The organism is Streptomyces sp. NPDC048420, from assembly GCF_040651535.1.
GTDB lineage: Bacteria > Actinomycetota > Actinomycetes > Streptomycetales > Streptomycetaceae > Streptomyces.
This window is the reverse complement of record NZ_JBEZKG010000009.1, coordinates 280,541-305,038: the sequence shown is the minus strand read 5'-3', so window position 1 is coordinate 305,038 and position 24,498 is coordinate 280,541. Positions and strand designations below refer to the sequence as shown.

General features: G+C 71.2%; 22 protein-coding genes and 1 pseudogene. 12 read left to right on the top strand and 11 right to left on the bottom strand.

All coding sequences use genetic code 11. From position 1 onward, the window contains the following. Positions 1 to 47: 47 nt before the first annotated feature. Entirely contained in the window at positions 48 to 1,484 is a 1,437-nt protein-coding gene (locus tag AB0D34_RS18725; RefSeq protein ID WP_362662795.1) for an FAD-dependent oxidoreductase, read from the top strand. A 65-nt stretch (positions 1,485 to 1,549) separates the two neighbouring features. Here the strand turns inward: AB0D34_RS18725 and AB0D34_RS18720 are convergent, their stop codons facing one another. Together AB0D34_RS18720 and AB0D34_RS18715 are read right to left on the bottom strand one after the other, a co-directional pair. After that, complete coding sequence (locus AB0D34_RS18720) at positions 1,550 to 2,353, bottom strand: SDR family NAD(P)-dependent oxidoreductase (protein ID WP_362662793.1); 804 nt, start codon at positions 2,351 to 2,353, stop codon at positions 1,550 to 1,552. Positions 2,354 to 2,429: 76 nt separating this feature from the next. Further along, positions 2,430 to 3,524: an FAD-dependent oxidoreductase gene (locus AB0D34_RS18715; protein ID WP_362662791.1), complete on the bottom strand. Its 1,095-nt coding sequence runs from the start codon at positions 3,522 to 3,524 to the stop codon at positions 2,430 to 2,432. Between the two features lie 150 nt (positions 3,525 to 3,674). Between AB0D34_RS18715 and AB0D34_RS18710 the strand changes: the two genes are divergently transcribed. The 5 genes from AB0D34_RS18710 to AB0D34_RS18690 all read left to right on the top strand — a co-directional run bounded on the left by AB0D34_RS18710 (position 3,675) and on the right by AB0D34_RS18690 (position 6,932). Continuing rightward, on the top strand, positions 3,675 to 4,589 hold the full coding sequence (locus AB0D34_RS18710) for an NADP-dependent oxidoreductase (RefSeq protein ID WP_362662789.1): 915 nt from the start codon (positions 3,675 to 3,677) through the stop codon (positions 4,587 to 4,589). Between the two features lie 46 nt (positions 4,590 to 4,635). Further along, positions 4,636 to 5,373 (top strand): TetR/AcrR family transcriptional regulator, encoded by a 738-nt coding sequence (locus AB0D34_RS18705; RefSeq protein WP_362662787.1) that lies wholly within the window; start codon positions 4,636 to 4,638, stop codon positions 5,371 to 5,373. Positions 5,374 to 5,580: 207 nt separating this feature from the next. After that, positions 5,581 to 5,847, top strand: a complete 267-nt coding sequence (locus tag AB0D34_RS18700; RefSeq protein ID WP_362662785.1) for a hypothetical protein — start codon at positions 5,581 to 5,583, stop codon at positions 5,845 to 5,847. Between the two features lie 192 nt (positions 5,848 to 6,039). Beyond that, complete coding sequence (locus AB0D34_RS18695; protein ID WP_362662784.1) at positions 6,040 to 6,213, top strand: hypothetical protein; 174 nt, start codon at positions 6,040 to 6,042, stop codon at positions 6,211 to 6,213. Between the two features lie 185 nt (positions 6,214 to 6,398). Then, positions 6,399 to 6,932, top strand: a complete 534-nt coding sequence (locus AB0D34_RS18690) for a hypothetical protein (protein WP_362662782.1) — start codon at positions 6,399 to 6,401, stop codon at positions 6,930 to 6,932. 311 nt (positions 6,933 to 7,243) lie between these two features. Here the strand turns inward: AB0D34_RS18690 and AB0D34_RS18685 are convergent, their stop codons facing one another. After that, complete coding sequence (locus AB0D34_RS18685) at positions 7,244 to 8,407, bottom strand: magnesium and cobalt transport protein CorA (protein ID WP_362662780.1); 1,164 nt, start codon at positions 8,405 to 8,407, stop codon at positions 7,244 to 7,246. Here AB0D34_RS18685 and AB0D34_RS18680 point away from each other — a divergent pair. Then, a complete protein-coding gene (locus tag AB0D34_RS18680) occupies positions 8,288 to 9,604 on the top strand; it encodes a winged helix DNA-binding domain-containing protein (RefSeq protein WP_362662779.1) in 1,317 nt (438 codons plus the stop codon). The genes AB0D34_RS18685 and AB0D34_RS18680 overlap by 120 nt on opposite strands. 85 nt (positions 9,605 to 9,689) lie before the next feature. Here the strand turns inward: AB0D34_RS18680 and AB0D34_RS18675 are convergent. The 4 genes and pseudogenes from AB0D34_RS18675 to AB0D34_RS18660 form a co-directional block, all read right to left on the bottom strand. After that, positions 9,690 to 9,947: pseudogene (locus AB0D34_RS18675) on the bottom strand (LysE family transporter); the annotation flags it as partial. A gap of 117 nt (positions 9,948 to 10,064) precedes the next feature. Continuing rightward, positions 10,065 to 10,856 carry a serine protease gene (locus AB0D34_RS18670; protein WP_362662777.1) on the bottom strand — a complete coding sequence of 264 codons (792 nt, stop codon included), beginning with the start codon at positions 10,854 to 10,856 and terminating at the stop codon, positions 10,065 to 10,067. Between the two features lie 216 nt (positions 10,857 to 11,072). After that, positions 11,073 to 13,898 carry an AAA family ATPase gene (locus tag AB0D34_RS18665; protein ID WP_362662775.1) on the bottom strand — a complete coding sequence of 942 codons (2,826 nt, stop codon included), beginning with the start codon at positions 13,896 to 13,898 and terminating at the stop codon, positions 11,073 to 11,075. 163 nt (positions 13,899 to 14,061) lie between these two features. Further along, a complete protein-coding gene (locus tag AB0D34_RS18660; RefSeq protein ID WP_362662976.1) occupies positions 14,062 to 14,892 on the bottom strand; it encodes a helix-turn-helix transcriptional regulator in 831 nt (276 codons plus the stop codon). Between the two features lie 116 nt (positions 14,893 to 15,008). On the opposite strand from AB0D34_RS18660, the gene AB0D34_RS18655 reads away from it, so the two are divergent. Further along, a complete protein-coding gene (locus AB0D34_RS18655; RefSeq protein WP_362662774.1) occupies positions 15,009 to 16,676 on the top strand; it encodes an AMP-binding protein in 1,668 nt (555 codons plus the stop codon). Then, on the top strand, positions 16,673 to 18,262 hold the full coding sequence (locus tag AB0D34_RS18650; RefSeq protein WP_362662772.1) for an AMP-binding protein: 1,590 nt from the start codon (positions 16,673 to 16,675) through the stop codon (positions 18,260 to 18,262). Before AB0D34_RS18655 ends, AB0D34_RS18650 begins: the two co-directional genes overlap by 4 nt. A 238-nt stretch (positions 18,263 to 18,500) precedes the next feature. Here the strand turns inward: AB0D34_RS18650 and AB0D34_RS18645 are convergent, their stop codons facing one another. Next, entirely contained in the window at positions 18,501 to 19,196 is a 696-nt protein-coding gene (locus AB0D34_RS18645) for a hypothetical protein (RefSeq protein ID WP_362662770.1), read from the bottom strand. Positions 19,197 to 19,352: 156 nt separating this feature from the next. Between AB0D34_RS18645 and gcl the strand changes: the two genes are divergently transcribed. Then, positions 19,353 to 21,137 carry a glyoxylate carboligase gene (gene gcl / locus AB0D34_RS18640; protein ID WP_362662768.1) on the top strand — a complete coding sequence of 595 codons (1,785 nt, stop codon included), beginning with the start codon at positions 19,353 to 19,355 and terminating at the stop codon, positions 21,135 to 21,137. A 230-nt stretch (positions 21,138 to 21,367) separates the two neighbouring features. Here gcl and AB0D34_RS18635 read toward each other — a convergent pair whose 3' ends face one another. From AB0D34_RS18635 to AB0D34_RS18625, 3 genes are all read right to left on the bottom strand, one after another. Continuing rightward, positions 21,368 to 21,607 (bottom strand): hypothetical protein, encoded by a 240-nt coding sequence (locus tag AB0D34_RS18635; RefSeq protein ID WP_356590107.1) that lies wholly within the window; start codon positions 21,605 to 21,607, stop codon positions 21,368 to 21,370. A gap of 344 nt (positions 21,608 to 21,951) precedes the next feature. Then, positions 21,952 to 22,842: a 2-hydroxy-3-oxopropionate reductase gene (locus AB0D34_RS18630; protein ID WP_362662766.1), complete on the bottom strand. Its 891-nt coding sequence runs from the start codon at positions 22,840 to 22,842 to the stop codon at positions 21,952 to 21,954. Between the two features lie 28 nt (positions 22,843 to 22,870). Further along, complete coding sequence (locus AB0D34_RS18625; protein ID WP_362662764.1) at positions 22,871 to 23,692, bottom strand: TIM barrel protein; 822 nt, start codon at positions 23,690 to 23,692, stop codon at positions 22,871 to 22,873. 139 nt (positions 23,693 to 23,831) lie between these two features. Between AB0D34_RS18625 and AB0D34_RS18620 the strand changes: the two genes are divergently transcribed. Together AB0D34_RS18620 and AB0D34_RS18615 are read left to right on the top strand one after the other, a co-directional pair. After that, entirely contained in the window at positions 23,832 to 24,083 is a 252-nt protein-coding gene (locus AB0D34_RS18620) for a hypothetical protein (RefSeq protein ID WP_362662762.1), read from the top strand. Between the two features lie 47 nt (positions 24,084 to 24,130). Then, complete coding sequence (locus tag AB0D34_RS18615) at positions 24,131 to 24,439, top strand: helix-turn-helix domain-containing protein (protein WP_362662975.1); 309 nt, start codon at positions 24,131 to 24,133, stop codon at positions 24,437 to 24,439. Positions 24,440 to 24,498 lie beyond the last annotated feature (59 nt).

Sequence of the window (24,498 nt, the reverse complement as noted above, 5' to 3'; positions counted from 1 at the left end):
CCCTACAGGGGCGGACTCCGATTTCCACCGATGGAAGCGAGTCGCGGATGTCTCACACGTATGAGTCCCCCGTCGTCGTGGCCGGCGCAGGCCCCACCGGGCTGCTGCTCGCCGGGGATCTCGCGGCGGCCGGCGTCGACGTCGTCGTACTGGAGAAGCGCCCGAAGGGCATCAGCAACCTGACCCGCGCCTTCGGCGTGCACGCCCGGACCCTCGAACTCCTCGATGCCCGGGGGCTCGCCGACGAACTCGTCCTCACCGGGCAGACCATCCGCGAGCTGCGGCTGTTCGGGGCGGTTCCGTTCGACATCGGCACGCTGCCGTCCCGGTTCCCCTTCCTGCTGGTCACCCCGCAGTACGAGGTGGAGAAGCTGCTGCTGCGCCGGGCTCTGAAGAACGGCGCGGTCATCCGGTACGGCACGGAGGTCACCGGTCTGGAGCAGGGCGGAGACGGCGTCACCGTGTCGGTGCGGACGGCGGCGGGCGACACGACCGTACGGACCGGGTATCTCGTCGGCGCCGACGGGGCGCGCAGCGCCGTGCGGGAGGCGCTCGGGCTGCCCTTCCCCGGCAAGGTGGTGATCCGGTCGGTCGCGCTCGCCGACGTGAGGTTCACCGAGGAGCCGCCCCTCGTGGTGCGGGTGCACGGAACCGGCGGCGCGTTCGGTTTCATCGCACCCTTCGGCGACGGCTACTGGCGGGTCGGCGGCTGGGACCGCGCGCACCGGGGTGAACCCGACGACGCCCCGGTCGAGTTCGAGGAGCTGCGCGCACTCATCGAGCGGGCCTTCGGCTCCGACTTCGGGATGCACGACCCGCGCTGGCTGTCCCGCTTCCACAGCGACGAACGCCAGGTCCCGGACTACCGCGTCGGGCGCGTCCTGCTGGCCGGCGACGCCGCCCACCAGCACTCCCCGGCCGGCGGCCAGGGCATGAACACCGGCCTCCAGGACGCCGCCAACCTCGGCTGGAAGCTGGCGGCGGTACACCACGGCCGGTCCGCCGACGCCCTGCTGGACACCTACCACGCCGAACGCCACCCCATCGGCAAGGCGGTCCTGCGCAGCAGCGGCCTCAACCTGCGCCTCGCCATGGCCCACAACCCGCTGGAGATCGCCCTGCGCGCCGTACGCAAGCTGGTGGTCACCCACGTCCGCCCGGTGACCCGGCAGGCCGTCGGAGAGATCACCGGCATCGGTTTCTCCTACCCCGCCCCGAGAGGCGCGCACCCTCTCACCGGCAAGCGCGCCCCCGACCTGGAACTGGACCGAGGGCGCCTGTACGAGGTGCTGCGCGAGGGACGTTTCGTGCTGGCCCTGCCTCCGGGTACGGAGACCGGCGGGCTTGCGCGGGACGGGCTGGTCGTCGCCCACCGCACCGGCGGCGACGAGGCGCTCCTGGTCCGCCCCGACGGCTACTACGCCTGGGCGGGGGCGCCGCAGGTCCAGGTCATCGAGGCGGGCCTCGCACCCTGGACGGGCTGAGCGGACCTGGCGGACCGCGTCGGAGCGGTCCGCCACCACCGGCCGCACGCAGACCATCCCGGCCCTCAGCGCGGCGGCATCGGCGACAGCGTCGGCAGGTGGGCGAGGAAGCCGCCGTCCACGGAGAGCACCTGCCCGGTGATGAACGAGGCGGCCGGGGAGGCGAGGAACGCCACCAACTGGCTCACGTCCTCGGGAGTACCGAGGCGCGGGATCAGGTTCGCGCTCTGGAACATCTGCTGCACCGGCACCGGCATGTCCGCCTCAAGCGCCGGCGTGCGGACCAGCCCCGGCGCGACCGCGTTGCAGCGGATACCGTCCGCGCCGTACGCGGCGGCCACGAACCGGGTCAGCGCGATCAGCCCGCCCTTGGAGCTGCCGTAGGCGACCATCACCCGGTCACCGGACAGGCCCTGGCCGCTGGTGATGTTGATGATCGAGCCCCCGCCGCGCTCGATCATCACCGGAACCGTGTGCTTGCACAGCAGCATCGGCCCCCGCAGGTTGACCGCGAGGACCTGGTCCCACAGCTCCACCGACATCGACACGACGTCCCGGTCCTGCCGGATCGCCGAGGTCAGCGCCGCGTTGTTGTCCAGGACGTCGATGCCGCCGAAGGTGTCGACGGCGAAGTCCACCAGCCGCTCGACGCTCGCCTCGGAGGATATGTCGACGTCGTGCCCGACCACCGGGAGTCCCTGCGCGGCCAGCTTCTCGGCCGCCGCCTTCGCGGTGTCGGCCTCGACGTCCGCGAGGACGACCTGCGCCCCCGCGACCGCCAGCGCCTCCACCGTCGCGACGCCGATACCTCCCGCGCCGCCGGTGACCACGGCCACCTTGCCGACCAGGGACTGCGTTCCGTTCGTCATCGGTCAACGACCTCTCGTAGCCAGGCGGATATGCGGAGAAGTGGCGCTGCACGGTCGTAGCGGGTGTCCGCAATGGTCAGACGGAGACGCCGAACAGCTCGCCGAACCGCCCGAGCAGCAGGTCGGAGCCCTTGTAGCCGGAGGTCTCCGCCGCGCCCAGCACGACCGGACCGTCGGGGCCCGGCACCTGCGAGGCGCCGCCGGTCGAACCCAGCGGCACGAGCACCGCGTCCGGCCCCGGCCGGTAGCTCTGCTCGACCGGGCGCCCGGCGGCCAGCGCCCTGATGTTGGCCGCGACCGTGACGGCGTGTTCGGTGGCCGCCTTGGAGCGCTTCGGCTCGGGCACGGCCGTGACGTCACCGATGGCGAACACGTTCGGCGCGCCCGCCACCCGCAGGTGCTCGTCGACCTCCACATGCCCGTCCGGCCGCCGGGCGGCGGCGAGTTCACCGGCCAGCATGTCGCTGAGCGGCGTCATGCCGTAGCAGCGGAACCACAGGTCCGCGTCGATCCGGACGCCGGCCTCGGTGGTGACCGAGAACGGCTCGCGCACCCCCGCGGACGTCGACGGCGGGGCGGTCAGCGCGCTGCCCAGCTCCAACCGCACGCCCCGCTGGGCCAGTTGCTCGCGCAACGCGCCGCGCAGCTCGGGCAGATAACGCCCGCCCAGCACGTCCTCGGCGGGGTCGACCACGACCACCTCCGTCTGCGGCCACCGCTCGGTGATCTCCCCGGCCAGCTCAAGCCCGACGGGACCGGCCCCGAGCAGCAACACCCGGGAGGAGGCGGCGAGTTCAGCCCGTGTGTCCGCGTGCCGCAGCACGGAGGCGGCACTGTCCTCGGTGTCCGGCTTCGCCGGGTAGGGGTACGACGAACCGGTGGCGAGGACCACGTAGTCCGCCGCGATGCGGGTGCCGTCGGCCGTGGTGACACCTCCCGCGTCCACCGCCACGGCACGGGCGCGCACGTGTCGGCCCCGGGCGAACAGCCCGTCGTACCCGAAGTAGATCCGCCGGGCCCACTCCTCGTCGACCAGCCCGCGCAGGGCCGCGACCGCGTGGACGAAGGCGTCCTTGGGATCTATCAGGACGACGTCGAAGTCCGGGTCCAGCTCACGGGCCAGCGCAGCCCCTCCGTACCCGCCGCCGACGATCGCGACCGTGCTGCCCATACGTTGCGCTCCTTGTGCTCACCGCGTCGGTTACCACCGGCGGAAGACAGGGCTCCGCCGACGCCCGGGAAGCCTAACCGGGCGCCTGGGTAAAGTGCAATCTGTATGGCAATTAAGCCCGGAAGTCAGACAGAGACATCGAGGTGTCGCATGCCCGTGGCCTATGTGTACGACCGTTTCGGCGGACCGGAGGTCGAGCACTTCGCCGACCTCCCGCGACCGGTTCCGGGCCCCGGTGACCTGCTGGTGGCCGTACGCGCGGCCGGCGTCAACCCCGTTGACTGGAAACGCCGTTCGGGCCGCCGCCCGGCCGGGGCGCCCGCTGTCGTGCTGCCCGCCGTGATGGGCGGCGAGGCGGCCGGCAGGGTCGTCGCGCTCGGCCCCGGCGTCACTGGCTTCGACGTGGGCGACGCGGTCCTCGGCGGTCCGACGACAGGCGGGTTCGCGCAGTACACCCTGCTGCCCGCGCGAGCGGCGGTCCGCAAACCGCCGGAGGTCTCCTGGACCGACGCCGCGGCCCTGCCCATCGCCGCCGCCACCGGCTACGGCGCGGTACGCCAACTCGCCCTCCCGCCGGGCGCGACGCTGCTGGTGACCGGTGTCGGGGGAGGTGTGGGCGTGGCAGCCGCGCAGGTCGCGATGGGGTTGGGGCTGACCGTGGTGGGCTCGGCGGCCGAGGACAAGCGGGCGTTCGTCGAGGACCTCGGTGTACGGTTCGTCGCCTCCGGTCCCGGCCTCGCCGCGCGGATACCGGGCCGCGTGGACGGGGTACTCGACCTGGTCGGCGGAGAGGTCCTGCGCGAGAGCGCGGCGCTCCTGGCGGACCGTACGAAACTGGTGAGCGGCGCCGACCGGGACGCCGTCGCCGCACTCGGCGGCGCGCCGGTGGGGTCGGTGCGCGACCCCGCGCTCCTGAGCGCGGTCGTGGAACTGGTCCGCACCGGCGCCCTGGACCCGAAGGTGACGCACGTGATCCCGTTCGAGCAGGCACCGCGGGCGGTCCGGGCCGTGGAGGACGGACACAGCCGGGGCAAGACCGTCCTGGAGATGCCACCCTTGCCCTGAGAGCCCGAGCGGCGGACGCTCGGTCCCCAAGGAAGTAAAATGCATCGTGCATGGCAATGTGGCCGACGGGCCATCTGATCCACCGGAGGCTCCCCTGAACACCACACCCGCGGCCCCAGCGGCCCCCGAGGACCCCGACGCGCCGCCACGCCTCGGCCGACCCGGCGGCAGAGCCGCGAAGCGCCGGGCCATCACCCAGGGCGCGCGTACCGTCTTCGGCCGCGAGGGATACAGCCGCACCAGCATCGAGGCCATCGCCGCCGAGGCCGGGGTGTCCACCCGCACGATCTACAACCACTTCCAGGGCAAGGACCACCTCTTCTCGGAGGTCGTCCATGACAGCGCCGGCCAGGTCGCGGACGCCTTCATCGCGACGGTGGCCGAACAGCTCTCCGGCACCGACGCCCGCGCCGACCTGATCGCCCTCGGTCGCGCCCTCGTCGGCCAGCGCACCCAGTTCCCCGAGCACTTCGCGATGATCCGGCAGATCAAGGCCGAGGTGCAGCACTTCTCGCCCGCCCTGATCGACACCTGGCAGAAGGCAGGACCGCTGCGCGTCCAGCACGAGGTGTCCCGGCGCCTCTCCCAGCTCACCGATGCCGGCCTCCTGCGCATCTCCAGCCCCGCTCGCGCCACCCTCCACTTCGTCGCCCTGGTCAACTCCGAGGTCACCATCAGCCCCTACGCCAGCCGCGCCCCGAGCCCGGCACAGGTCCGCGCCTGCGTCACCCGCGCGGTCGACGCGTTCCTGCATGGTTACGGGGGCGCCGCCGGCAAGGACTGAGCGTGGCCCGTCGCCACGGTGGCGCCGCCGGCCGTCCGGTGCTCAGCCCTCCGTTCGCGGACCGCGAGGACCCGCGCGTGGCCGACGAACCGTCTGCGACGCGGACGATCTTCGGTGGAATCCGCGCGAGTCTTCGCCGGATCTACTTCACTCCGGAATCGTGCTCTCCGGCGCCGATCTCGTCTGCTGGCGGCGCAAGCAGCAGCAGTGGAGCTCGATCGCCGAACGGGCTCCCGCGCCACGGCCGACTACCTTCACCGCGTCTTCGAGCCCACCGCCCGCGCCATCGCCGGCCTGGAGCAGGCGCTGGTCGGCATGGGCCTGCTCGAAGAAGCGCGCTCCTTGGATCTGCGACGCCCCAAGGACTACTTCGAGCGCGTCTGGAGAACCGCCTTCCGAGCCTCCGACCTCGCAAAGCTCAATGACGCCGACGACACGGAGCTGGACCCGTTGGACCTTGGGGAGGTCTCATGACCACGCAGACCGAGCCCCGGACCGCCCCGCGGTCGCGGCCCGCCGGCAAGCCTCCGCCCTCATGCTCGACCGGATCCGCGACGCCCTCGGGCAGATGCTCCGCGAACGATCCCGGGTGACCTTCGCCGCGGTCGCCCGCCGGGCGGACGTCTCACGCACGTTCCTCTACCAGAACGGCGAAGCGCACGGCTCGTGGAGGACGCGGCCGAGTCGGCTGCGGGCCAGACGGTCAAGGACCGGACGGAGAAGGCCGCCAACGCCGAAGCGACCTGGCGCGAGCGGGCCCTCGACGCCGAGGAGATCATCAAGGCGGACCAGGCCCGCCGGGCGCGCAGTGACGGCGTCTCCTGGAGCATCCGCAGATAGCTGACCATTCGCTCGGGTTCCGCCTCGAGCATCCGCGTCATCACGTCGAACACCCGGCGCAGCGCCTCCCAGGGCCGCTCCTCGTCGGGCCGGGCGGCGAGCGCGTCGGTGACCTGCCGACCGATCTCGTCCAGGTCGGCCAGAACGAGGACGAGGACGCGCCCGGGCTGCTCGACGACTTCGCCGTGATCGAGGACGGGCTCGACGAGATGGCCGCCGACATGGAGGCGATCACGAAGACGGTTGAGACGATTGGAGTGCTGACCGAGCAGTCCGGCACCGAGATGCTCGATCTGACCCAGGCGAACGCGCCCATGAGCGCGCGGCTCGCAGCCATCGCCCGGTACGCGGAGACGATCAGCGCGCCCGCCGGCGAGCTGAACGCCGTCGCTACGGCGTTCGCAGAGCGAATGACGACGCTGGACAGTGGGGTGCGGGCCGCGCTGGGCCTCATCGAGATGACACCGCCCGACGAACGAGGCGACGAGGCGGACGAGTTCTTGGAGCAACTCATGTCCGTGGACGAAGCCGCGCAGCACGGTCTGGCACAGATGGGCTCCTTCGGCCTCTCCGCGGGCGCCATGGTCCGGGTGAGCCGGCACCTGCGCAAACCGGTGAAGGAGATTTCCGCTGCGGTGAAGCAACTGACCTCCGCCATCACGAGGATGGGGGAGTGGGCGGCCAAGGCCCGCGCGCTGGCCCACAGCGCCACCGCATGACACTTCCGCGAAGGGACCCGAATCCTCCCCAGGGCTCGGGTCCCGTGCCATCACGCCTTCTGCCTGCACACGCCGCTACCAACTCCCTGTTCTTGGGAGTGCCTATGCCTTACACCTCATAACAGCGGTCCGGTGCGCTGCAGGTTGGAGGCCATGCCTCCACTGTGGCGGTCGCGCGGGGTCGGGCGCTTGTGGCTTCAACCAAGGAGTCAATGTCACGGGGCGAAGTCGCCGGCGCAGGGCCTGTGTCGTCGGCTGATTCTTCCCAGATTCTCCCCAGCGGCACAAGAACTGAGCTCGGTAAGAAGGACTCAGAGCCAGTCCCGCCGCTTGAAGATCACGTACAAACTTGCGCAGACCACCCCCATGAGGCCGATCGCGAAGGGATACCCGAAGCTCCAGCCCAACTCAGGCATGTGGTCGAAGTTCATGCCGTAGATGGTTCCGACCAACGTGGGAGCAAACAGAATCGCCGCCCACGACGAGATCTTCTTGATCTCCTCGTTCTGTTCGAAGCCCGCCTCGGCCAACGCCCGCATCTCCGCGTTCTGTTGCTGGGTGACGAGGGTCGCGTTGACCGTGAGGATGTCGGTGAGGGCCTGGCGGAAGCCGTCGACTCGTTCGCTGGTGTGGGTGACGTGGTCGGCGACGTCCCGCAGGTAGCGTTGCAGTTCCTCGTCCGTGCCGTACTTCGCGAAGCCGGCCATCAGGGCGTGCAGCATGCCGACCAGGGGGCGGGTGGCGCGCTGGAACTCGACCATCTCGCGGGAGAGTTCGTAGATACGGCGGGAGACCTCCGGGTCGCCGCGGAAGACCTCCGTCTCGATCTCGTCGATGTCGTTCTGGACGCCCGAGACGACCGGCGCGTAGCCGTCGACTACCGCGTCCAGTATGGCGTAGAGGACGGCTTCGGGGCCCAGCTTCAGCAGCTCCGGCGTCTCCTCCATGCGGTGGCGGACCGCGGAGAGGTCGGGGGCCGCCCCGTGCCGGACCGTGATCACGAAGTCCGGGCCGACGAACACATGCAGCTCGCCGAAGTCGACCTCCTCCGGGGCGTCCAGATAGCGGGCGGCTCGCAGGACGACGAAGAGCGTGTCGCCGTAGCGCTCCAGCTTCGGGCGCTGGTGGGCCTCCATCGCGTCCTCGACGGACAGTGGATGCAGGTCGAACTCCGCGGCCAGGGAGAGGAGTTCACCCTCGGTGGGGCGGGCCAGGCCGATCCACGCCATGCCGGACGGCTGTTCGTGCAGCTCCCGGTAGGTTTCCGCGAGCGTGGCGGGGGAGGAGACGCGGACTCCGTCGCGGTAGAGGGTTGCGGACAGAACATGTCCGCAAGCCCCTCTAGCGTGTTCCGTATGACCAAGACGACCGGGTCGGCCCCCCTGCTCAGCCCCCGCGCCCTCAACCGCGCGACCCTCGACCGCCAGCTGCTCCTGCGCCGGGCCAATCTGTCCGCGAAGGACGCCGTCGGGCATCTGCTCGGCCTCCAGGCCCAGAACGTCAAGCCGCCGTACTACGCCCTCGCCGCCCGGCTCGACGGCTTCGCCCCCGAGGAGCTGTCCGCGCTCATGGCCGACCGCGAGGTCGTCCGGATCGTCACCATGCGCTCGACCATCCACACCCACACCGCCGAGGACTGCCTCACGCTACGACCCCTCGTGCAGCCCGCCCGCGACCGCGAACTCACCAACTTCCGCAAGGGACTTCACGGCGTCGACCTCGACCGTCTCGCCGTCCTCGCCCGGGAACTCGTCGAGGCCGAGCCGCGCACCATGAAACAGCTGCGTGAGGCGCTGGCCGCCGAGTGGCCGGACGCCGACCCACAGGCCCTGGCCATCGCCGCCCGCTGCAAACTCCCGCTCGTCCAGGTCACCCCAGGCGGGCTGTGGGGCAGGAGCGGCCAGGTGGCGCTCACCACGGCGGAGCACTGGCTGGGCCGCCCCCTCGGCGGGCCGTCGGAGCATTCGGGTCCGGCTGACACCGGGCCGTCGGAGCATTCGGGCCACGCTGACACCGAGCCGTCGGCGCACCGGCGGGACCGCTCAGGCGCCGAGCCGTCCGGCCACCGGCCGCCCCGCCACCCCGCCGAGCCGTCCGGCCACCGGCCGCCCCGCCACCCCGCCGAGCAGCCGGAGCTGCCCTCCGCGCAACCCGTCACCCCGACCCCCACCCCCGACGCCACCGTCCTCCGCTACCTCGCCGCCTTCGGCCCGGCCTCCGTCAAGGACATGCAGACCTGGGCCGGTCTGACCAGGCTCCGGGAGTCCTTCGAGCGGCTGCGGCCCGGGCTGCTGACCTTCCGGGACGAGCACGGCGTCGAGCTCTTCGACCTCCCCGACGCCCCCCGCCCCGGCGAGGACACCCCGGCCCCGCCCCGCTTCCTGCCGGAGTTCGACAACCTGCTGCTCCCCCACGCCGACCGCACCCGCGTGGTGCCGCCGGAGTACTGGGGCCGCAGCTGGCAGGGCAACCAGGCCTACTGCACGCTCCTCGTCGACGGTTTCCTCGCGGGCGTATGGAGGCTCACGGAGGACGCGCTGGTCGTCGAACCCTTCGGCCGGCTCACCAAGGCCCAGCGGGAGGACGTCACGGAGGAGGGGGAACGGATGCTGGCCACGCTGCACCCGGGGACGCCGTACGACCTCCGGTTCGGGACGGTCGTAGGAAAGTGACCACCTGAAAGGTGATCACCTGAAGGGATTCTCAGGACTCGCCCCGCGCCGGTCCGGCAGACCGGGAGGTGATCGCCGGCGCCTACAGATCGGCCCGGTGGCGGAAGGCCTGGACACCGAGGAGGACCAGGTACGCGACGCCGGCCGGTTTCACCGCCAGATACACGGCCGCCGACCGCTCCACCAGCGAACCGATCCCGACCGCGACGGCCACTACCAGCGGATACGAGGCGAAGACGCTGCCGATCGCCGTCGCAGTCCGGCGACCGTGGGCGCGGCCGATGACGGCCAGCACGCTCGGGCCCGGGACCACGATCATGAGCGACGACAGCACCGTGGTCATTCAAAAACGGATCGCACACATGGACAGGGGGCGCTGCGGGCCGCTCGTGGAGGCCCGCAACGCCCCCTTGCTTCTCACCCGAGCGCCGGTGGGACGCTCAGGAGAACCTCTGGGGACCTACGAGTTGACCTGCGCGGTCACCAGGCTGGAGAAGGTGGTCAGCCGGGTGTAGACACCCGGGTAACCCGCCTGCGCACAGCCCTCTCCCCAGGAAGTGATCCCTGCCAGGACGCCCCCGATGAGCAGGGGACCGCCGCTGTCGCCCTGGCAGGTGTCTGTACCGCCGGATGTGTATCCGGCGCAAACCATGTCGCTCGCGACGAAGTCGGAGCCGTAGGAACTGGCACAGCTGGAGTTGGACACGATCGGCACGGTCGCGGTCCGCAGCTGGTTGGAGGAGCTGCCGTTCTCCGAGGTGGTGCCCCAGCCGAGGATGCGGGCGGTGGTGCCGGCCGCGTACACGCTGGTCTGGGACGAGGAGACGTACGACGCCGTGGTGTACGGCATCGAGGTCGAGAGGGTGAGGACGGCCACGTCGTCGCCGTTGGTGGCGTCCGTGTAGTCCGGGTTGATCCAGATCTTGCTGACTCTGCTGACCGTGCCGTTGGTGCCGTTGAGGTAGGTGCGGCCGCCGACGACCCTCACGCTGCTGGTGGTCTCGCCGACCATGCAGTGGGCCGCGGTGACGACCTTGGTCGCCGAGACCAGGGTGCCGCCGCAGAACTGGTTCTGCGAGGCGTCCGTGATCTGCATCATGAACGGGTACGAGGTCGTGGTCGTCGTCGTACCGCCGACGATGGGCTGGGGAGCGGCGACAGCGGTGGGGGCGCTGAGCAACGCGGTGGCGGCGGCAGCGGCCGTCGCCAGGCCGACGGCGGCGGCCTTCTTCGCACGGGTGAGACCGAACATCGGTGAGTCTCCTCAGGGTTGCCGGTGGGGGGTCGCGCGGGTGTGGGGGGTTGGTACACGGGGGTCGCGGGACCGACCCCCGTATGCCCGGGCGAGCGGCACGTTCATAAGCTAGAACGCGGAAGTTCCCCTTCCCAATGAGGGAACCCCCTAAGGGAGTTGGGCAGGGAAAACCCTCGGTCGGCCCTGTGCGGACCAGGGGTGACGGGCCCTCGGCTACGGCCTGCGTCCCGCCGCCAGCCTGACGATGTCCACCCGGGAGCGGATCCCGAGCTTGCGGTAGACCCGCGTGAGGGTCGCCTCGACCGTCTTCACGCTGATGAACAGCCGCGCGGCTATCTCCCGGTTGGTGGCGCCCTCCATGACGAGCGCCGCCACCTGACGCTCCATCGAGGCGAGCCCTTCGAGACCGGCGAGGCCTTCCAGACCGTCCGGTGCGGCCACGGGAGCGGCCGCGTTTTCCGTCGGCCGGGCCAGCGCGGCCGCCTCCACCTGACGCAGCCAGGGCAGCGCCCGGCAGCGCCTGAAGAGCCGGGCCGCCTCGTCGTACGACGTCGGTCCCGGCCGTCGGGTGCGCAGCTGGGCCAGGGCGAACGCGGCCCGGGCCTCCTCCAGGCCGTGGCCCAGCTTGGCGAGCCGGTCCTGAACCGACGTCAACCGGTCGAGAGCGGCCTCGTGTTCACCCCGCGCCGCCCGCACCAGCGCCTCGGCCCGGTCCAGTACGGCGAGCACGCTCTCGCGGCCCAGCCGGAGCGCGTTCACCCGCGTGACGTCGATGACGTCCTGCGCCTCCCCGATCTCCCCGATCCGTACGAGGGCCTCGGCGAGGTCGCCCTGCCAGCGCCCGCGGGCCGGGTCGGTGATGCCGAGCCCCTGCTCCAGCTCGCGCACCCGCCGCAGCGAACGCACCGCGCCCTGCGCGTCCCCGGCGACGAACTGGGCGTATCCGAGGGCGGTCAGGCCCCTGGACTCGTACATCTGGTCGCCGTTCTCCTCGGCGTGGTCGACCGCCTCCCGGGCCAGCTCCAGCGCCCGCTCGACGTTTCCGCCCGAGGCCTCCGCGAAGGAGGCGAGCACGGCCGAGGCCACCTCGCCGATCCCGGTGTCGCGGGCCATCATCAGGCTCTCCCGGGCGAGGTCCAGCGCCCGTCCGCAGTGCCCGGAGCGCAGCTCGGTCTCGGCCAGCCCGCGCAGGAAGTGCACCTCGCTCTCGACCGACCCGCGCCGCCGGACCTCCCGCAGCAGCGCGGTCACGGTGGCGCGGGCCTCGGGCAGCTGGTCGCTCATGATCAGCCAGCGGAAGCGGGAGTACCCGGCGCCGTTGTGGTGGCAGGAGACCCGCGGGTCCTGGGGCTCCTTCAGGGCGCGCTTGATGGTCGCGGGGGCGTCCGGGTGGCCCATCAGGGTCTCGATCTGGGCCTGGAAGGACAGCGCCATCAGCTCGTTGTAGCGGTCGTCGGCCCGTGCGGCCAGCGCCGCCGCGCGCGCCGCCTCCTCGCGCGCCTCGTCGAAGTCGCCCTCGACGAGCAGCGCCCGCCAGGCCAGCTGGTAGCGGATCAGGGAGAGCAGTCCGGGGTCGTCACCCGCGTCGGCCAGCGCCTGCGGGAAGACCGCGTCGACCTCCGTCATCGCGTGGCCCGCGGTGTCGATCACGATGATCCAGGCCCGCACCCGGTCCGCGGGCACGGTGGCCCGGGTGAGCACGTCCCGGGCGATGTCCCGGGCGAGGTCCAGCTCACCGGCCGTGATGGCGTCCTCGGCCGCCGTGAGCCGTCGTACGTCCGGAGCGGGCTCGGTGTCGGCCGGGGTGTGCCGGGCCGACAGCAGTCCCAGGGAGGCGGCCATCGAAGGGGCGCCCCGGTCCCGGGCCAGGGCCGCGGCCTCGGCGAGCCGGGCGGCCACCTCCGGATCGGTGCCGTTGGTCGCGAGGGCCAGGTGGCGGGCCCGCTCGATCGGGTCGGAGGCGGCCCTGGACAGCGCACGGTGCGCGTCCCGCCGTTCCTGCGCGGGCGCCTCCGCGTACAGCGCGGCTGAGATCAGCGGATGCGCGAACCGTACGGCGGGACCCTCGGCCTCCGTCGCCAGCAGACCCAGCGCGGCCGCCTGGGCCATCTCGGCCTCGGCGTCGGCGCGGCCCGCCGCGTGCAGCAGGGACGGGGTGGGACGGGCGCCCGCGCTCGCCACCAGGAGGGTTCTGCGGGCCTCCTCGGACAGCATCTCCAGGCGGCTGAGCACCAGGGCCCGGAGCGAGGTGGGAACCGGCAGCGGTTCACCGGGCCGGGGCGGGGTCGGATTCTCGGAGAGCGCGCGGCCCAGCTCCAGGGCGTAGAACGGGTTGCCGCCGCTGGTGCGGTGGATGTCGCGGACGGTGGAGCGCTGCAGACCGGTGTAGCCGCGGTGGTCGAGCAGCGCGGCCACCTGGGCGCGGGTGAGCGGGTTGAAGCGGACGGCGAGACTGTCCGGGGGCAACGCGCGTAGATGGCGGTCGTACTCGGGGCCGTCGGTCCGGACGGCGCACAGCATCCGTACGGGGATGTCGCCGAGCCTGCGGGCGGCGAAGCCGAGCAGCTCCAGGCTCGCGGGGTCCAGCCACTGCATGTCGTCGGCGACGATCAGGACAGGTCCCTCGGCGGCGAGGGCGCGCAGCGCCGACAGCACGGCCAGGCGCAGGGCGAGGCCGTCGCTCTGAAGGGTGGACTCGCCGCGTCCGGTCAGCGCGGATTCGAGCGCCGTGCGCTGGGCGGCGGGCAGCTTGTCGGAGATGTCGTCCAGGACCAGGCCGAAGAGGTCGGCCAGAGCCAGGAAGGGGAGATGGGATTCCGACTCGGTGGCCGAGCAGCGCAACACGGTACGGGCCGCTTCGCCGCATTCCGCGGTCAGGGACCTGAGGACGGTCGACTTTCCAATTCCGGCGGGCCCGTGCAGCAGCACGCTGCCGCCGCGGGCCAGCTGCTCACGGGCCTGGGCGAACAGCTCGTCCCGGCCGATGACCAGGTCAGGGCGGCATCTCGCAGGCTCCTGGAAGTCGCGTGGCACGGTCACCGCTCCCCTCCCTGTGTCGTGTCCTGGCCAATATTAGGCAAGGTGCTTTGAAATTCGGCCGGAAGACGTGGTGAGGGAGATAACAACCCGTTCCGCATAGGTAAATTCAAAGCGCCCGTGGATGAATGAGATGTCTACGGATGTTACGGGAGCGGCCGGATTGTCACGGGAGCAGTCCCGCCCGGCGCGCTGCGACCACCGCCTCGCCCCGCGTTCTGGCCCCGAGCTTGCGCATGGCGGAGCGCAGGTAGGCCTTGACGGTCTCGGCGGTCACACCCAGCCGGTCGGCCGCCCCGGCGTTCGTCGCCCCGGCCGCCACACACGCCAGGACGTCCAGCTCGCGCGGCGCCAGGGCAGCGCCCGCCGAAGGTACGGCGTCCGTGGTCAGGAGCGCGCAGGCGTCCAGCAGTTCGGCCCGCAGCGCGGGGTCGGTGATCCGCGGGGCCAGCGCCCGCAGCGCGGCGTGCGCCTCCCGGACCTGCTCCCGGGCGGCGGTGTCACCGGGCCGTGGCTCGGCCCGCGCCGCCACCAGCATGTCCCGCGCCTCGTCGTCGACGACCAGCGCCTGCTCCACGTCCCGCGCCGCGTCCACGGCCGCCGTGAGCGTACGGTCGCCGAGCGGCCCGGCATCGCGCAGGGCGCCGTAGAGCACGCCCCGCACCCGGCGCCGTACGACCACCGGCACGGCCAGCACCGCGCGCAGGCCCTCGGCGGCCACGGCGGTGTCGTACTCGTGGCTGATCTGCCGGGACACGGAGTAGTCCGCGACGGCGCACGGACGGGCCAGCGCGACGGCCTTGCCGCCGAGGCCGTTGCCCGCGGTCACGGCGAGAGCGAGGAGCGCGGTGGTGTCCGTACCGCTCAGTTCGCTGATCCGGATCCGCCGCCGCCCGGACTCCACCAGGCCGCCGAAGGCGACCGGAAGCCCCGTGCCGCGCCGCAGCCGGACGAGCGCACGTCGGATCTCCACCGCACCGGCCGCGTCCACCGTCACCTGTTCGTCCCTTCGCTGCGGCACACACCCCCGTTCGGGGGTAGTGAGACCTGCATCACGGATTACACGATGGCAGAGAGCCGCCCGGCAATGGTCCGGCACGAGGAGGACACGAGATGACGGCCACAGAGGACTTCCGCGGGGCGCGGGACTTCCTGTTGCAGCACCGCGAGGACTACGCCACGGCGTACGAGGGATTCGCCTGGCCTCGCCCGCAGCACTTCAACTGGGCGCTCGACTGGTTCGACGTCATCGCGCAGGGCAACGACCGCACCGCCCTGCACATCGTCGAGGAGGACGGCGGCGAGGTCCGGCTGACCTTCGCCGAGATGGCCGAACGGTCCAACCGGGTCGCCAACCTGCTGCGTGAGCGCGGGGTGGAGGCCGAGGACCGCATCCTCGTCATGCTGGGCAACCAGGCCGAGCTGTGGGAGACCGCCCTCGCCGCGATGAAGCTGCGGGCCGTCGTCATCCCCGCGACCCCGCTGCTGGGCCCCGCCGACCTGCGTGACCGCGTCGAACGCGGCCGGGTGCGGCACGTCGTGGTGCGGGCCGAGGACACCGGCAAGTTCGACGAGGTGCCCGGCGACTACACGCGCATCGCCGTCGGAGGCGTACCGGAGGGCTGGCAGCCGTACGAGGACGCGTACACCACCCCCGAGGAGTTCCTGCCCGACGGCCCGACCCTCGCCGACGACCCGCTGATGCTGTATTTCACCTCCGGTACGACAGCCCGGCCCAAGCTGGTCGAGCACACCCACACCTCGTATCCGATCGGGCATCTGGCGACCATGTACTGGATCGGCCTCAAGCCCGGTGACGTGCACCTCAACATCTCCTCGCCCGGCTGGGCCAAGCACGCCTGGTCCAACCTGTTCGCGCCGTGGAACGCCGAGGCGACCGTCTTCATCCACAACTACACCCGCTTCGACGCGGGCCGGCTGATGGCGGAGATGGACCGCGCGGGGGTGACGACCTTCTGCGCCCCGCCGACCGTGTGGCGCATGCTCATCCAGGCCGATCTGACCCAGCTGCGGCACAAGCCGCGCGAGGTGGTGGCCGCGGGGGAGCCCCTGAACCCCGAGGTCATCGAGCAGGTCCGGCGGGCCTGGGGCATCACCATCCGGGACGGCTTCGGCCAGACCGAGACGGCCGTCCAGGTCTCCAACAGCCCCGGCCAGCCGCTGAAGACCGGCTCCATGGGCCGTCCGAGCCCCGGCTTCACGGTGGAGCTCCTCGACCCGGTGTCCGGCGCGCCCGGTGTGACCGAGGGCGAGATCGCGCTGGACCTGTCGGCCCGGCCGGTCGGCCTGATGACCGGCTACCACGGCGACCCGGACCGTACGGCGGAGGCGATGGCGGGCGGTTACTACCGGACCGGGGACGTGGCGTCGAGGGACGCGGACGGGTACCTGACCTACATCGGGCGCAGCGACGACGTCTTCAAGGCCTCCGACTACAAGATCAGCCCCTTCGAGCTGGAGAGCGCGCTTCTCGAACACGAGGCGGTGGCCGAGGCGGCCGTCGTGCCCGCCCCAGACGAGCTGCGGCTCGCGGTCCCGAAGGCGTACGTCGTGCTGGCGGAGGGCTGGGAGCCCGGACCCGACACGGCCAAGGTGCTCTTCGAGCACTCCCGGGAGGCCCTGGCGCCGTACAAGCGCATCCGCCGCCTGGAGTTCGCAGACCTGCCCAAGACCGTCTCCGGCAAGATCCGCCGGATCGAACTGCGTGAGGCGACGGCGGCCGGGTCGGACGCCGAGTACCGCGAGGAGGACTTCCGATGAGCAGCTCGTACACCCATGGAACCGGCGCGACTCCGCTCCTCGGCGACACCATCGGCGCCAACCTGGACCGCGCGGTGGCCACCTGGCCGGAGCGGGAGGCGCTCGTCGACGTGCCGTCCGGGCGGCGGTGGACCTACGCCCAGTTCGGTGCCGATGTGGACGAGCTGGCGTCGGCGTTGCAGGCCTCCGGGATCGTCAAGGGCGACCGGGTGGGGATCTGGGCGGTCAACTGCCCCGAGTGGGTGCTCGTCCAGTACGCCACCGCGCGCATCGGCGCGGTCATGGTGAACATCAACCCGGCGTACCGCACGCACGAGGTGGAGTATGTCCTCAACCAGGCGGGCGTCTCCCTGCTGTTCGCCTCGCTCAGTCACAAGACCAGTGACTACCGGGCGATGGTCGACGAAGTGCGGGGCAGGTGCCGGGAGTTGCGGGAGGTCGTGTACTTCGGCGACCCGAGCTGGGAGGCGTTGCTGGGACGCGGGGGCGGTTCCGCCGAGTACCCGGAGCTGTCCTGCGACGACCCCATCAACATCCAGTACACCTCGGGCACGACGGGTTTCCCCAAGGGGGCCACCCTCTCCCACCACAACATCCTCAACAACGGTTACTTCGTGGGGGAGTTGATCGCCTACAGCGAGCAGGACCGGATCTGCATCCCCGTCCCCTTCTACCACTGCTTCGGCATGGTCATGGGCAACCTGGCGGCGACCTCGCACGGCGCCTGCATGGTCATCCCGGCCCCCTCCTTCGACCCGACGGCGACCCTGCGCACGGTCCAGCAGGAGCGCTGCACCTCGCTGTACGGCGTCCCGACCATGTTCATCGCGGAGCTCAACCTCCCCGACTTCGCGACCTACGACCTCTCCTCGCTGCGCACCGGCATCATGGCGGGCTCGCCGTGCCCGGTGGAGGTGATGAAGCGGGTGGTCGCCGAGATGCACATGGCGGAGGTCTCCATCTGCTACGGCATGACCGAGACGTCCCCTGTGTCGTTGCAGACGCGGAGGGAGGACGACCTGGAACACCGCACCGGCACGGTCGGGCGGGTGCTGCCGCACATCGAGGTCAAGGTCGTCGACCCGGCCACCGGGGTCACCCAACCCCGGGGCGCCGCAGGGGAGTTGTGCACCCGCGGCTACAGCGTGATGCTCGGCTACTGGGACGAGCCCGAGAAGACGGCCGAGGCCGTCGACGCCGCGCGCTGGATGCACACCGGTGACCTGGCGATGATGCGCGAGGACGGCTATGTCGAGATCGTCGGCCGCATCAAGGACATGATCATCCGGGGTGGCGAGAACATCTACCCGCGCGAGATCGAGGAGTTCCTCTACGCCCACCCGAAGATCGCGGACGTCCAGGTGGTCGGGGTGCCGCATGAGCGGTACGGCGAGGAGGTGCTGGCCTGCGTGATCCCGCGGGACCCGGCACAGCCGCCGACGCTGGAGGAACTGCGCGCCTTCTGCGACGGTCGGCTGGCCCACTACAAGGTCCCGAGCCGGCTGCGGATCCTGGAGTCCTTCCCCATGACGGTGTCCGGAAAGGTGCGCAAGATCGAGCTGCGGGAGACGTACGCGGAGGGGTGAGGACTGTGCCGGCCGGTGCCGGTGCCGGTGCCGGTGTGGGTGTGGGTGCTGGTGCCGGATCCTGGTGCACAGCCTCTCGGGCGGACAGTCACCGGCGGCGCCCGGCGCGTGCCGGGATCGGTCTGCCGGGTGCGGACGTCGGCTTGGCGATGCGGGACCTGTTCGAGGACGTGCGGGGCCGCCTCTCTGCGCAACCCCGGGAACCGTGGGCCGCGCACCTGACGACGTGATGCGGGGCCTACCCTCCCAGCTCGTCGGCCAGGCCGTTCACCGGCTGCGGGGTGCCCGTCAGGTCCAGGACGAACAGGGGGACGCCGAGGGAGTCGGCACGGGTGCGGGCCTCGGTGGTGTAGCCGGCCAGTGAGAAGTAGACGCAGTGCGCGGACTCCGTCATGGCCGTCAGCCACAGGCACTCCACGTCCCGCGGCGAGGCGGGCCGTACGGTCGGGTCCACCTGGGCCAGCAGACCGCGCGCCGCGAGCCCGATGCCGGACGGCGGCCGCTGGTCCGCGCGCCGGATGTCCTGGTAACCGAGCCAGCGCAGATACAGCGCGGCGACGGTGACCGCGTCGCGCGCGGTGCGGATCGTGATCGGCTGGAACGCTCGGCGCGGGCGAGCGGGGGAGTTCCCGTCCGTCTCCGTCGCCGTCTTCGCGTCCTCCTCCGGGCAGGTGTCCCCGGTCACCGGAATCCGCAGGACCGCCCCGCAGGCGCAGCCCAACTCCGGCTGCGGCCACTGCGCTCCGCGGCCGCAGACCGCGCACTCCACGGTGACCCACGCCTCGTCCCACACCTGGTGGGTGACAGCCGTGGGCGTGCCGTGCCGGTCCAGCGGCGGGTGGACGGGCGCGCCGCACTCGCAGGGGTACGACGGCGCCGCGTAGAGGTGCTCGCGCCGGCAGGCCGGACAGCGCACCGACACGCTCTCGGACATGGCCACATCGTCCTCCAGGACCCGCCCGGTTGTCCGCCTCTTGACGGTCTTCACCCACCCACCTACATTGCTTCCAGATAGTAGAAAACTTATTCCGTAATACGGAAGTGCTCGCGGCGGGGCGCGACGGGAGTACGCATCCGACAGGAGTACTCGATGGCTCGAATGACCGCTGCCCGCGCGGCAGTTGAGATCCTCAAGCGCGAAGGCGTCGCGGACGCGTTCGGCGTGCCCGGCGCGGCGATCAACCCCTTCTACGCGGCGCTCAACGCCGCCGGCGGCATCCACCACACCCTCGCCCGCCATGTCGAGGGCGCCTCGCACATGGCCGAGGGCTACACCCGCACCCACCCGGGCAACATCGGCGTCTGCATCGGTACGTCGGGACCCGCGGGCACCGACATGATCACCGGCCTCTACTCCGCGACCGGCGACTCCATCCCGATCCTGTGCATCACGGGCCAGGCCCCGACCGCCGTGATCCACAAGGAGGACTTCCAGGCCGTCGACATCGCCGCCATCGCCGCGCCGGTGACGAAGATGGCGGTCACCGTCCTGGAGGCCGCCCAGGTCCCCGGCGTCTTCCAGCAGGCCTTCCACCTCATGCGCTCCGGACGTCCAGGTCCGGTCCTGATCGACCTGCCGATCGACGTCCAGCTGACGGAGATCGAGTTCGACCCGGAGACCTACGAGCCGCTCCCGGTCTACAAACCGGCCGCGAGCCGCGCGCAGATCGAGAAGGCGATCGGGATGCTGAACGCCTCCGAGCGCCCCCTGATCGTCGCCGGCGGCGGAGTCATCAACTCCGACGCCGCCGAACTCCTCGTCGAGTTCGCCGAGTTGACCGGCGTCCCGGTCGTCCCGACCCTCATGGGCTGGGGCGTGCTGCCCGACGACCACGAACTGAACGCCGGCATGGTCGGCCTGCAGACCTCGCACCGCTACGGCAACGCCACCTTCCTGGAGTCCGACTTCGTCCTCGGTATCGGCAACCGCTGGGCCAACCGCCACACCGGCAAGCTGGACGTCTACACGGCGGGCCGGAAGTTCGTCCACGTCGACGTCGAGCCCACCCAGATCGGCCGGATCTTCGCGCCGGACTACGGCATCGCCTCGGACGCCAGGGCCGCCCTGGCCCTCTTCGTCGAGGTGGCAAGGGAGTTGAAGGCGGCGGGCAGGCTCCCCGACCGCTCGGCCTGGGCGGCCGCGGCCCAGGAGAAGAAGGCGACGCTCCAGCGCCGTACGCACTTCGACGACATGCCCATCAAGCCGCAGCGCGTCTACGAGGAGATGAACAAGGCCTTCGGCCCGGAGACCCGGTACGTCTCCACGATCGGCCTCTCCCAGATCGCCGGTGCCCAGATGCTGCACGTCTTCAGGCCCCGCCACTGGATCAACTGCGGCCAGGCGGGCCCGCTCGGCTGGACGATCCCGGCCGCGCTGGGCGTCGCCAAGGCCGACCCGGAGGCACAGGTCGTGGCCCTGTCCGGGGACTACGACTTCCAGTTCATGATCGAGGAGTTGGCCGTCGGGGCCCAGCACCGGATCCCGTACGTCCACGTCCTGGTGAACAACTCCTACCTGGGCCTGATCCGCCAGGCCCAGCGCGCCTTCGACATCGACTTCCAGGTCAACCTGGAGTTCGAGAACGTCAACTCCCCGGAGTTGGGCCTCTACGGCGTCGACCACGTCAAGGTCGCCGAGGGGCTCGGCTGCAAGGCGATCCGGGTGACGGACCCGGCGGAGCTGGGCGCGGCCCTCGAACAGGCCAAGAAGCTCGCCGCCGAGTTCCGGGTGCCGGTGGTCGTGGAGGCGATCCTGGAGCGCGTCACCAACATCTCGATGTCCACGACCAACGACATAGGAAACGTGGTCGAGTTCGAGGAGATCGCGACGGAGCCGGCCCACGCGCCGACGTCGATCAGGCCGCTCGAGGTCTGACCCCGGGCACAGCTGAAGGGCGGTCCCACCGTGAAGGTCGGACCGCCCTTTTCCCGTGCCCGGCTCCCCCCGAAGCCGTCCCCCTTCGTGTGGCCCGCCGCCCCCGTGCCGGCGGGCCTCACGTGTAGAGAATGTGCCCGAGGCAGGGGCCTGTTGAAGCCCCCTGACCCATGTTCAGAGGTTGATTTGAGGATTCCGTAGCGGGTGTACGACCGCTGTCGTACGCCCGCTCACCGCTCGTGGTGCTCGGAAAGCCCCGGCCAGTCGTCCGGACCGCCGCCCTGCCACTCCACGATGTCGTCGTCCTCGACCTCGATCCGGTCCAGGTCGGCGAGCCGGAGCAGCTCGACGACGTCGTCCAGGTGTGAGGCGACGCCGAGATTCTCGTCGTCCGCGGTGACCCGCCGCGACCCGTCCAGCGCCGGGGCGTGCACCACGACATGAGGATGCTGTGCTGGATGTGCTGCCATGCCTTCAGAGTCCTGCGATCCGCGGCGCTCCGCACCCCGGGAACGCGGCGGAGCGCCGGATACGGGACCGTCCGTATCCGGCGCTCTGGGTTCCTGCGGGTCTTGCCGGGACCGCGGCGGCCGCGACGGAACCGGGAACGCGCTCCTTCCCTCAGGTCGAAGAAGGAGGGCCCGGGACCTTCACCACCGCACTGGCTCGCCTGCCGCCGCGGTCCATCCCCTGCCCGCACCCGGTACCGGGTGCGGGCAGGGAGTCCCAGTCGTGGGTATGGGTTCCGGTCCGCGGCGGCGCCTGGGCGCGACAGGACAGATGTCAGCGCCGCCGCGGACCGGAAGTCAGAGTGTCAGACCTGGGCGCCGGACAGCCGCCCCACGCCCCGCAGCAGCGCCGAGTGGTCCAGGCCCCCGTCGCCCTGCGCACGCAGGCTCGCGACCAGCTGGGCGACCACGGCGCCGACCGGCAGGGCCGCGCCGACATTGCGGGCGGCGTCGGTGACGATGCCCATGTCCTTGTGGTGGAGGTCGATCCGGAAACCGGGCTTGAAGTCGCGCTGAAGGAAGTTGTCCTTCTTGCGTGTCAGTACGGTCGAGCCCGCGAGGCCCCCGTTGAGGACGTCCAGGGCCGCCTTGAGGTTCACGCCCGACTTCTCCAGGAAGACCACGGCCTCGGCGCACGCCTGGATGTTCACGGCGACGATCAGCTGGTTCGCGGCCTTCACGGTCTGGCCCGAGCCGTGCGGACCGCACAGCACGATGGTCTTGCCGAGCGCCTCGAAGACCGGCTCGGCCTCGTCGAAGTCGGCCTGTTCACCGCCGACCATGATGGACAGCACGGCCTCGATCGCGCCCGCCTCACCGCCGGAGACGGGGGCGTCCAGGACCCGGATGCCCTTGTCCTTGGCCGCCTTCGCCAGGTCCACCGAGGTCTGCGGGGTGATCGAGGACATGTCGATCAGCAGGGCGCCGGAGCGGGCGTTCTCCAGGATGCCCTCCGGGCCGTACGCGATGGCCTCGACCTGCGGAGAGGCCGGAACCATCGTGATCACGACGTCGGCGTCCCGCACGGCCTCGGCGATCGAAGCGGCGGCGGTGCCACCGGCGGCGGCCAGCCGGTCCAGCTTGTCCTGTTCGAGGGTGAAGCCGGTGACGTCGTAACCCGCCTTGACGAGGTTCTCGGACATGGGGGAGCCCATGATGCCGAGGCCTATCCAGGCGATCTTGGGGAGGTTGCTCATGATGGGGGTGCCTCTCAGGTGAAGGGGGTCAGCGGGCGAGCCAGTCGAAGGCCTCGGCGCTCGGGCGGTCGCCCGGCTTGTACTCGAGGCCGACCCAGCCGTCGTAACCCGCCTTCCTCAGCTGGTCGAGGAGGTCTTCGAGGGGCAGCGAGCCGGTTCCCGGAGCGCCGCGGCCCGGGTTGTCGGCGATCTGGACGTGGCCGGTCTTCGGGGCGAACTCCTCGATCACCGCCGGCAGGTCCTCGCCGTTCATGGACAGGTGGTACAGGTCCATGAGGAAGCGCGCGTTGTCCAGGCCGGTCGCCTGGTTCACCTTGTCGACGATCCCGACCGCGGCAGGGGCCGACACCAGCGGGTACCGCGGTGACTCCGGCTTGTTGAGCGCCTCGATCAGGAGGATCGCGCCGATCCGGTCGGCCGCGCGGGCCGCGAGGACCAGGTTCTCCAGCGCGAGCGCGTCCTGCTCGGCCGGGTCCACGCCGTCGACGCGGTTGCCGTACAGGGCGTTGAGCGCCTTGGCGCCCAGTGATCCGGCGAAGTCGGCGGCCACGTCGATGTTGGCGCGGAACCGCTCCGACTCCTCGCCGGGGAGGGAAAGGGCGCCGCGGTCCGGGCCCGGCAGCTCGCCGGCGTAGAAGTTCAGGCCCGTGAGCTGGACATCCGCGTCCTCGATCGCCTTCTTCAGGGCGTCGAGCTCGGAGCGCTCGGGGGTGGGGGTGTCGATCCAGGGCCACCACAGCTCGACCGCGGTGAAGCCGGCCGCGGCGGCTGCCGCGGGGCGCTCCAGGAGCGGGAGTTCCGTGAAGAGGATCGACAGGTTGACGTTGAAGCGCTGCTCCGTGAATCCCATGGGGTCCTGGCGCTCCCTTCCGTGTCGAGTGTTTCCGTATTGCGGAAGTTGGTTTCTGCTTATTGGAAGATTGCCGTCGGGTCGAAAGGGTTGTCAAGAGGGCCCGGCGGAAAACGGCACCGCGGGTTAGGTTGTGCGCGTGCGATTGAGAGTGGAGTTCACGACCGAGCCCTTCGACCTCGACGAGGCCCCGGCGCACGCGCTCGTGGCCCGCGAGGTCATCGAGGCGGCCGACCTGGACGCGGTCGACGTCGGGCCGTTCGGCAACACGGCGGAAGGCGGCGCCGACGAGATGCTCACCGCCGTGGACGCCCTGCTGCGCAAGGCCCTGGAGGCAGGCGCCACCCGGATCTCGCTCCAGCTCAACGTCATCGGGGAGGGTGGCGAGTGACCGGCGACGAGCCCTTCATTGCTGCGGTCAAGCCCCTGGTCGACGCCATGGGCGGCGAGATGCTCCCGCCGGACGAGGCCGGGCCCGACGACGTCGTGCTCTCCTGGGAGGGTGTCGACGTCGTCGCCGTACGGCTGCCGCAGCTCGCGGACTCCCTCGACCACATCCTGGCCGCCATGGAGCGCAAGAAGGGCAAGCCGCTCGCGGACCTGGACCGCAAGGCCAAGCAGGAGGTCGTACGGATACTCGAGGCGCGCGGCGCCTTCTCCGTACGGCACGGCGTGGAGACCGTGGCGAGCGCCCTCGGCGTCAGTCGCTTCACGGTCTACAACTATCTGAACCGGGACAAATCGTAGGCGGCGGGGCTCAGCCGGTTTCGTAACCCCGAATTTTCAACAAAGTGTTGACGTGAAGT

Coding starts and splice junctions, on each gene's coding strand:
- AB0D34_RS18725 (WP_362662795.1), top strand. CDS start 48: ATGTCTCACACGTATGAGTCCCCCGTCGTCGTGGCCGGCGCAGGCCCC.
- AB0D34_RS18720 (WP_362662793.1), bottom strand. CDS start 2,353: ATGACGAACGGAACGCAGTCCCTGGTCGGCAAGGTGGCCGTGGTCACC.
- AB0D34_RS18715 (WP_362662791.1), bottom strand. CDS start 3,524: ATGGGCAGCACGGTCGCGATCGTCGGCGGCGGGTACGGAGGGGCTGCG.
- AB0D34_RS18710 (WP_362662789.1), top strand. CDS start 3,675: ATGCCCGTGGCCTATGTGTACGACCGTTTCGGCGGACCGGAGGTCGAG.
- AB0D34_RS18680 (WP_362662779.1), top strand. CDS start 8,288: ATGACCAAGACGACCGGGTCGGCCCCCCTGCTCAGCCCCCGCGCCCTC.
- AB0D34_RS18685 (WP_362662780.1), bottom strand. CDS start 8,407: ATGCCCGACGGCGTCCTTCGCGGACAGATTGGCCCGGCGCAGGAGCAG.
- AB0D34_RS18670 (WP_362662777.1), bottom strand. CDS start 10,856: ATGTTCGGTCTCACCCGTGCGAAGAAGGCCGCCGCCGTCGGCCTGGCG.
- AB0D34_RS18655 (WP_362662774.1), top strand. CDS start 15,009: ATGACGGCCACAGAGGACTTCCGCGGGGCGCGGGACTTCCTGTTGCAG.
- AB0D34_RS18650 (WP_362662772.1), top strand. CDS start 16,673: ATGAGCAGCTCGTACACCCATGGAACCGGCGCGACTCCGCTCCTCGGC.
- AB0D34_RS18645 (WP_362662770.1), bottom strand. CDS start 19,196: ATGTCCGAGAGCGTGTCGGTGCGCTGTCCGGCCTGCCGGCGCGAGCAC.
- gcl (WP_362662768.1), top strand. CDS start 19,353: ATGGCTCGAATGACCGCTGCCCGCGCGGCAGTTGAGATCCTCAAGCGC.
- AB0D34_RS18635 (WP_356590107.1), bottom strand. CDS start 21,607: ATGGCAGCACATCCAGCACAGCATCCTCATGTCGTGGTGCACGCCCCG.
- AB0D34_RS18630 (WP_362662766.1), bottom strand. CDS start 22,842: ATGAGCAACCTCCCCAAGATCGCCTGGATAGGCCTCGGCATCATGGGC.
- AB0D34_RS18625 (WP_362662764.1), bottom strand. CDS start 23,692: ATGGGATTCACGGAGCAGCGCTTCAACGTCAACCTGTCGATCCTCTTC.
- AB0D34_RS18615 (WP_362662975.1), top strand. CDS start 24,131: ATGGGCGGCGAGATGCTCCCGCCGGACGAGGCCGGGCCCGACGACGTC.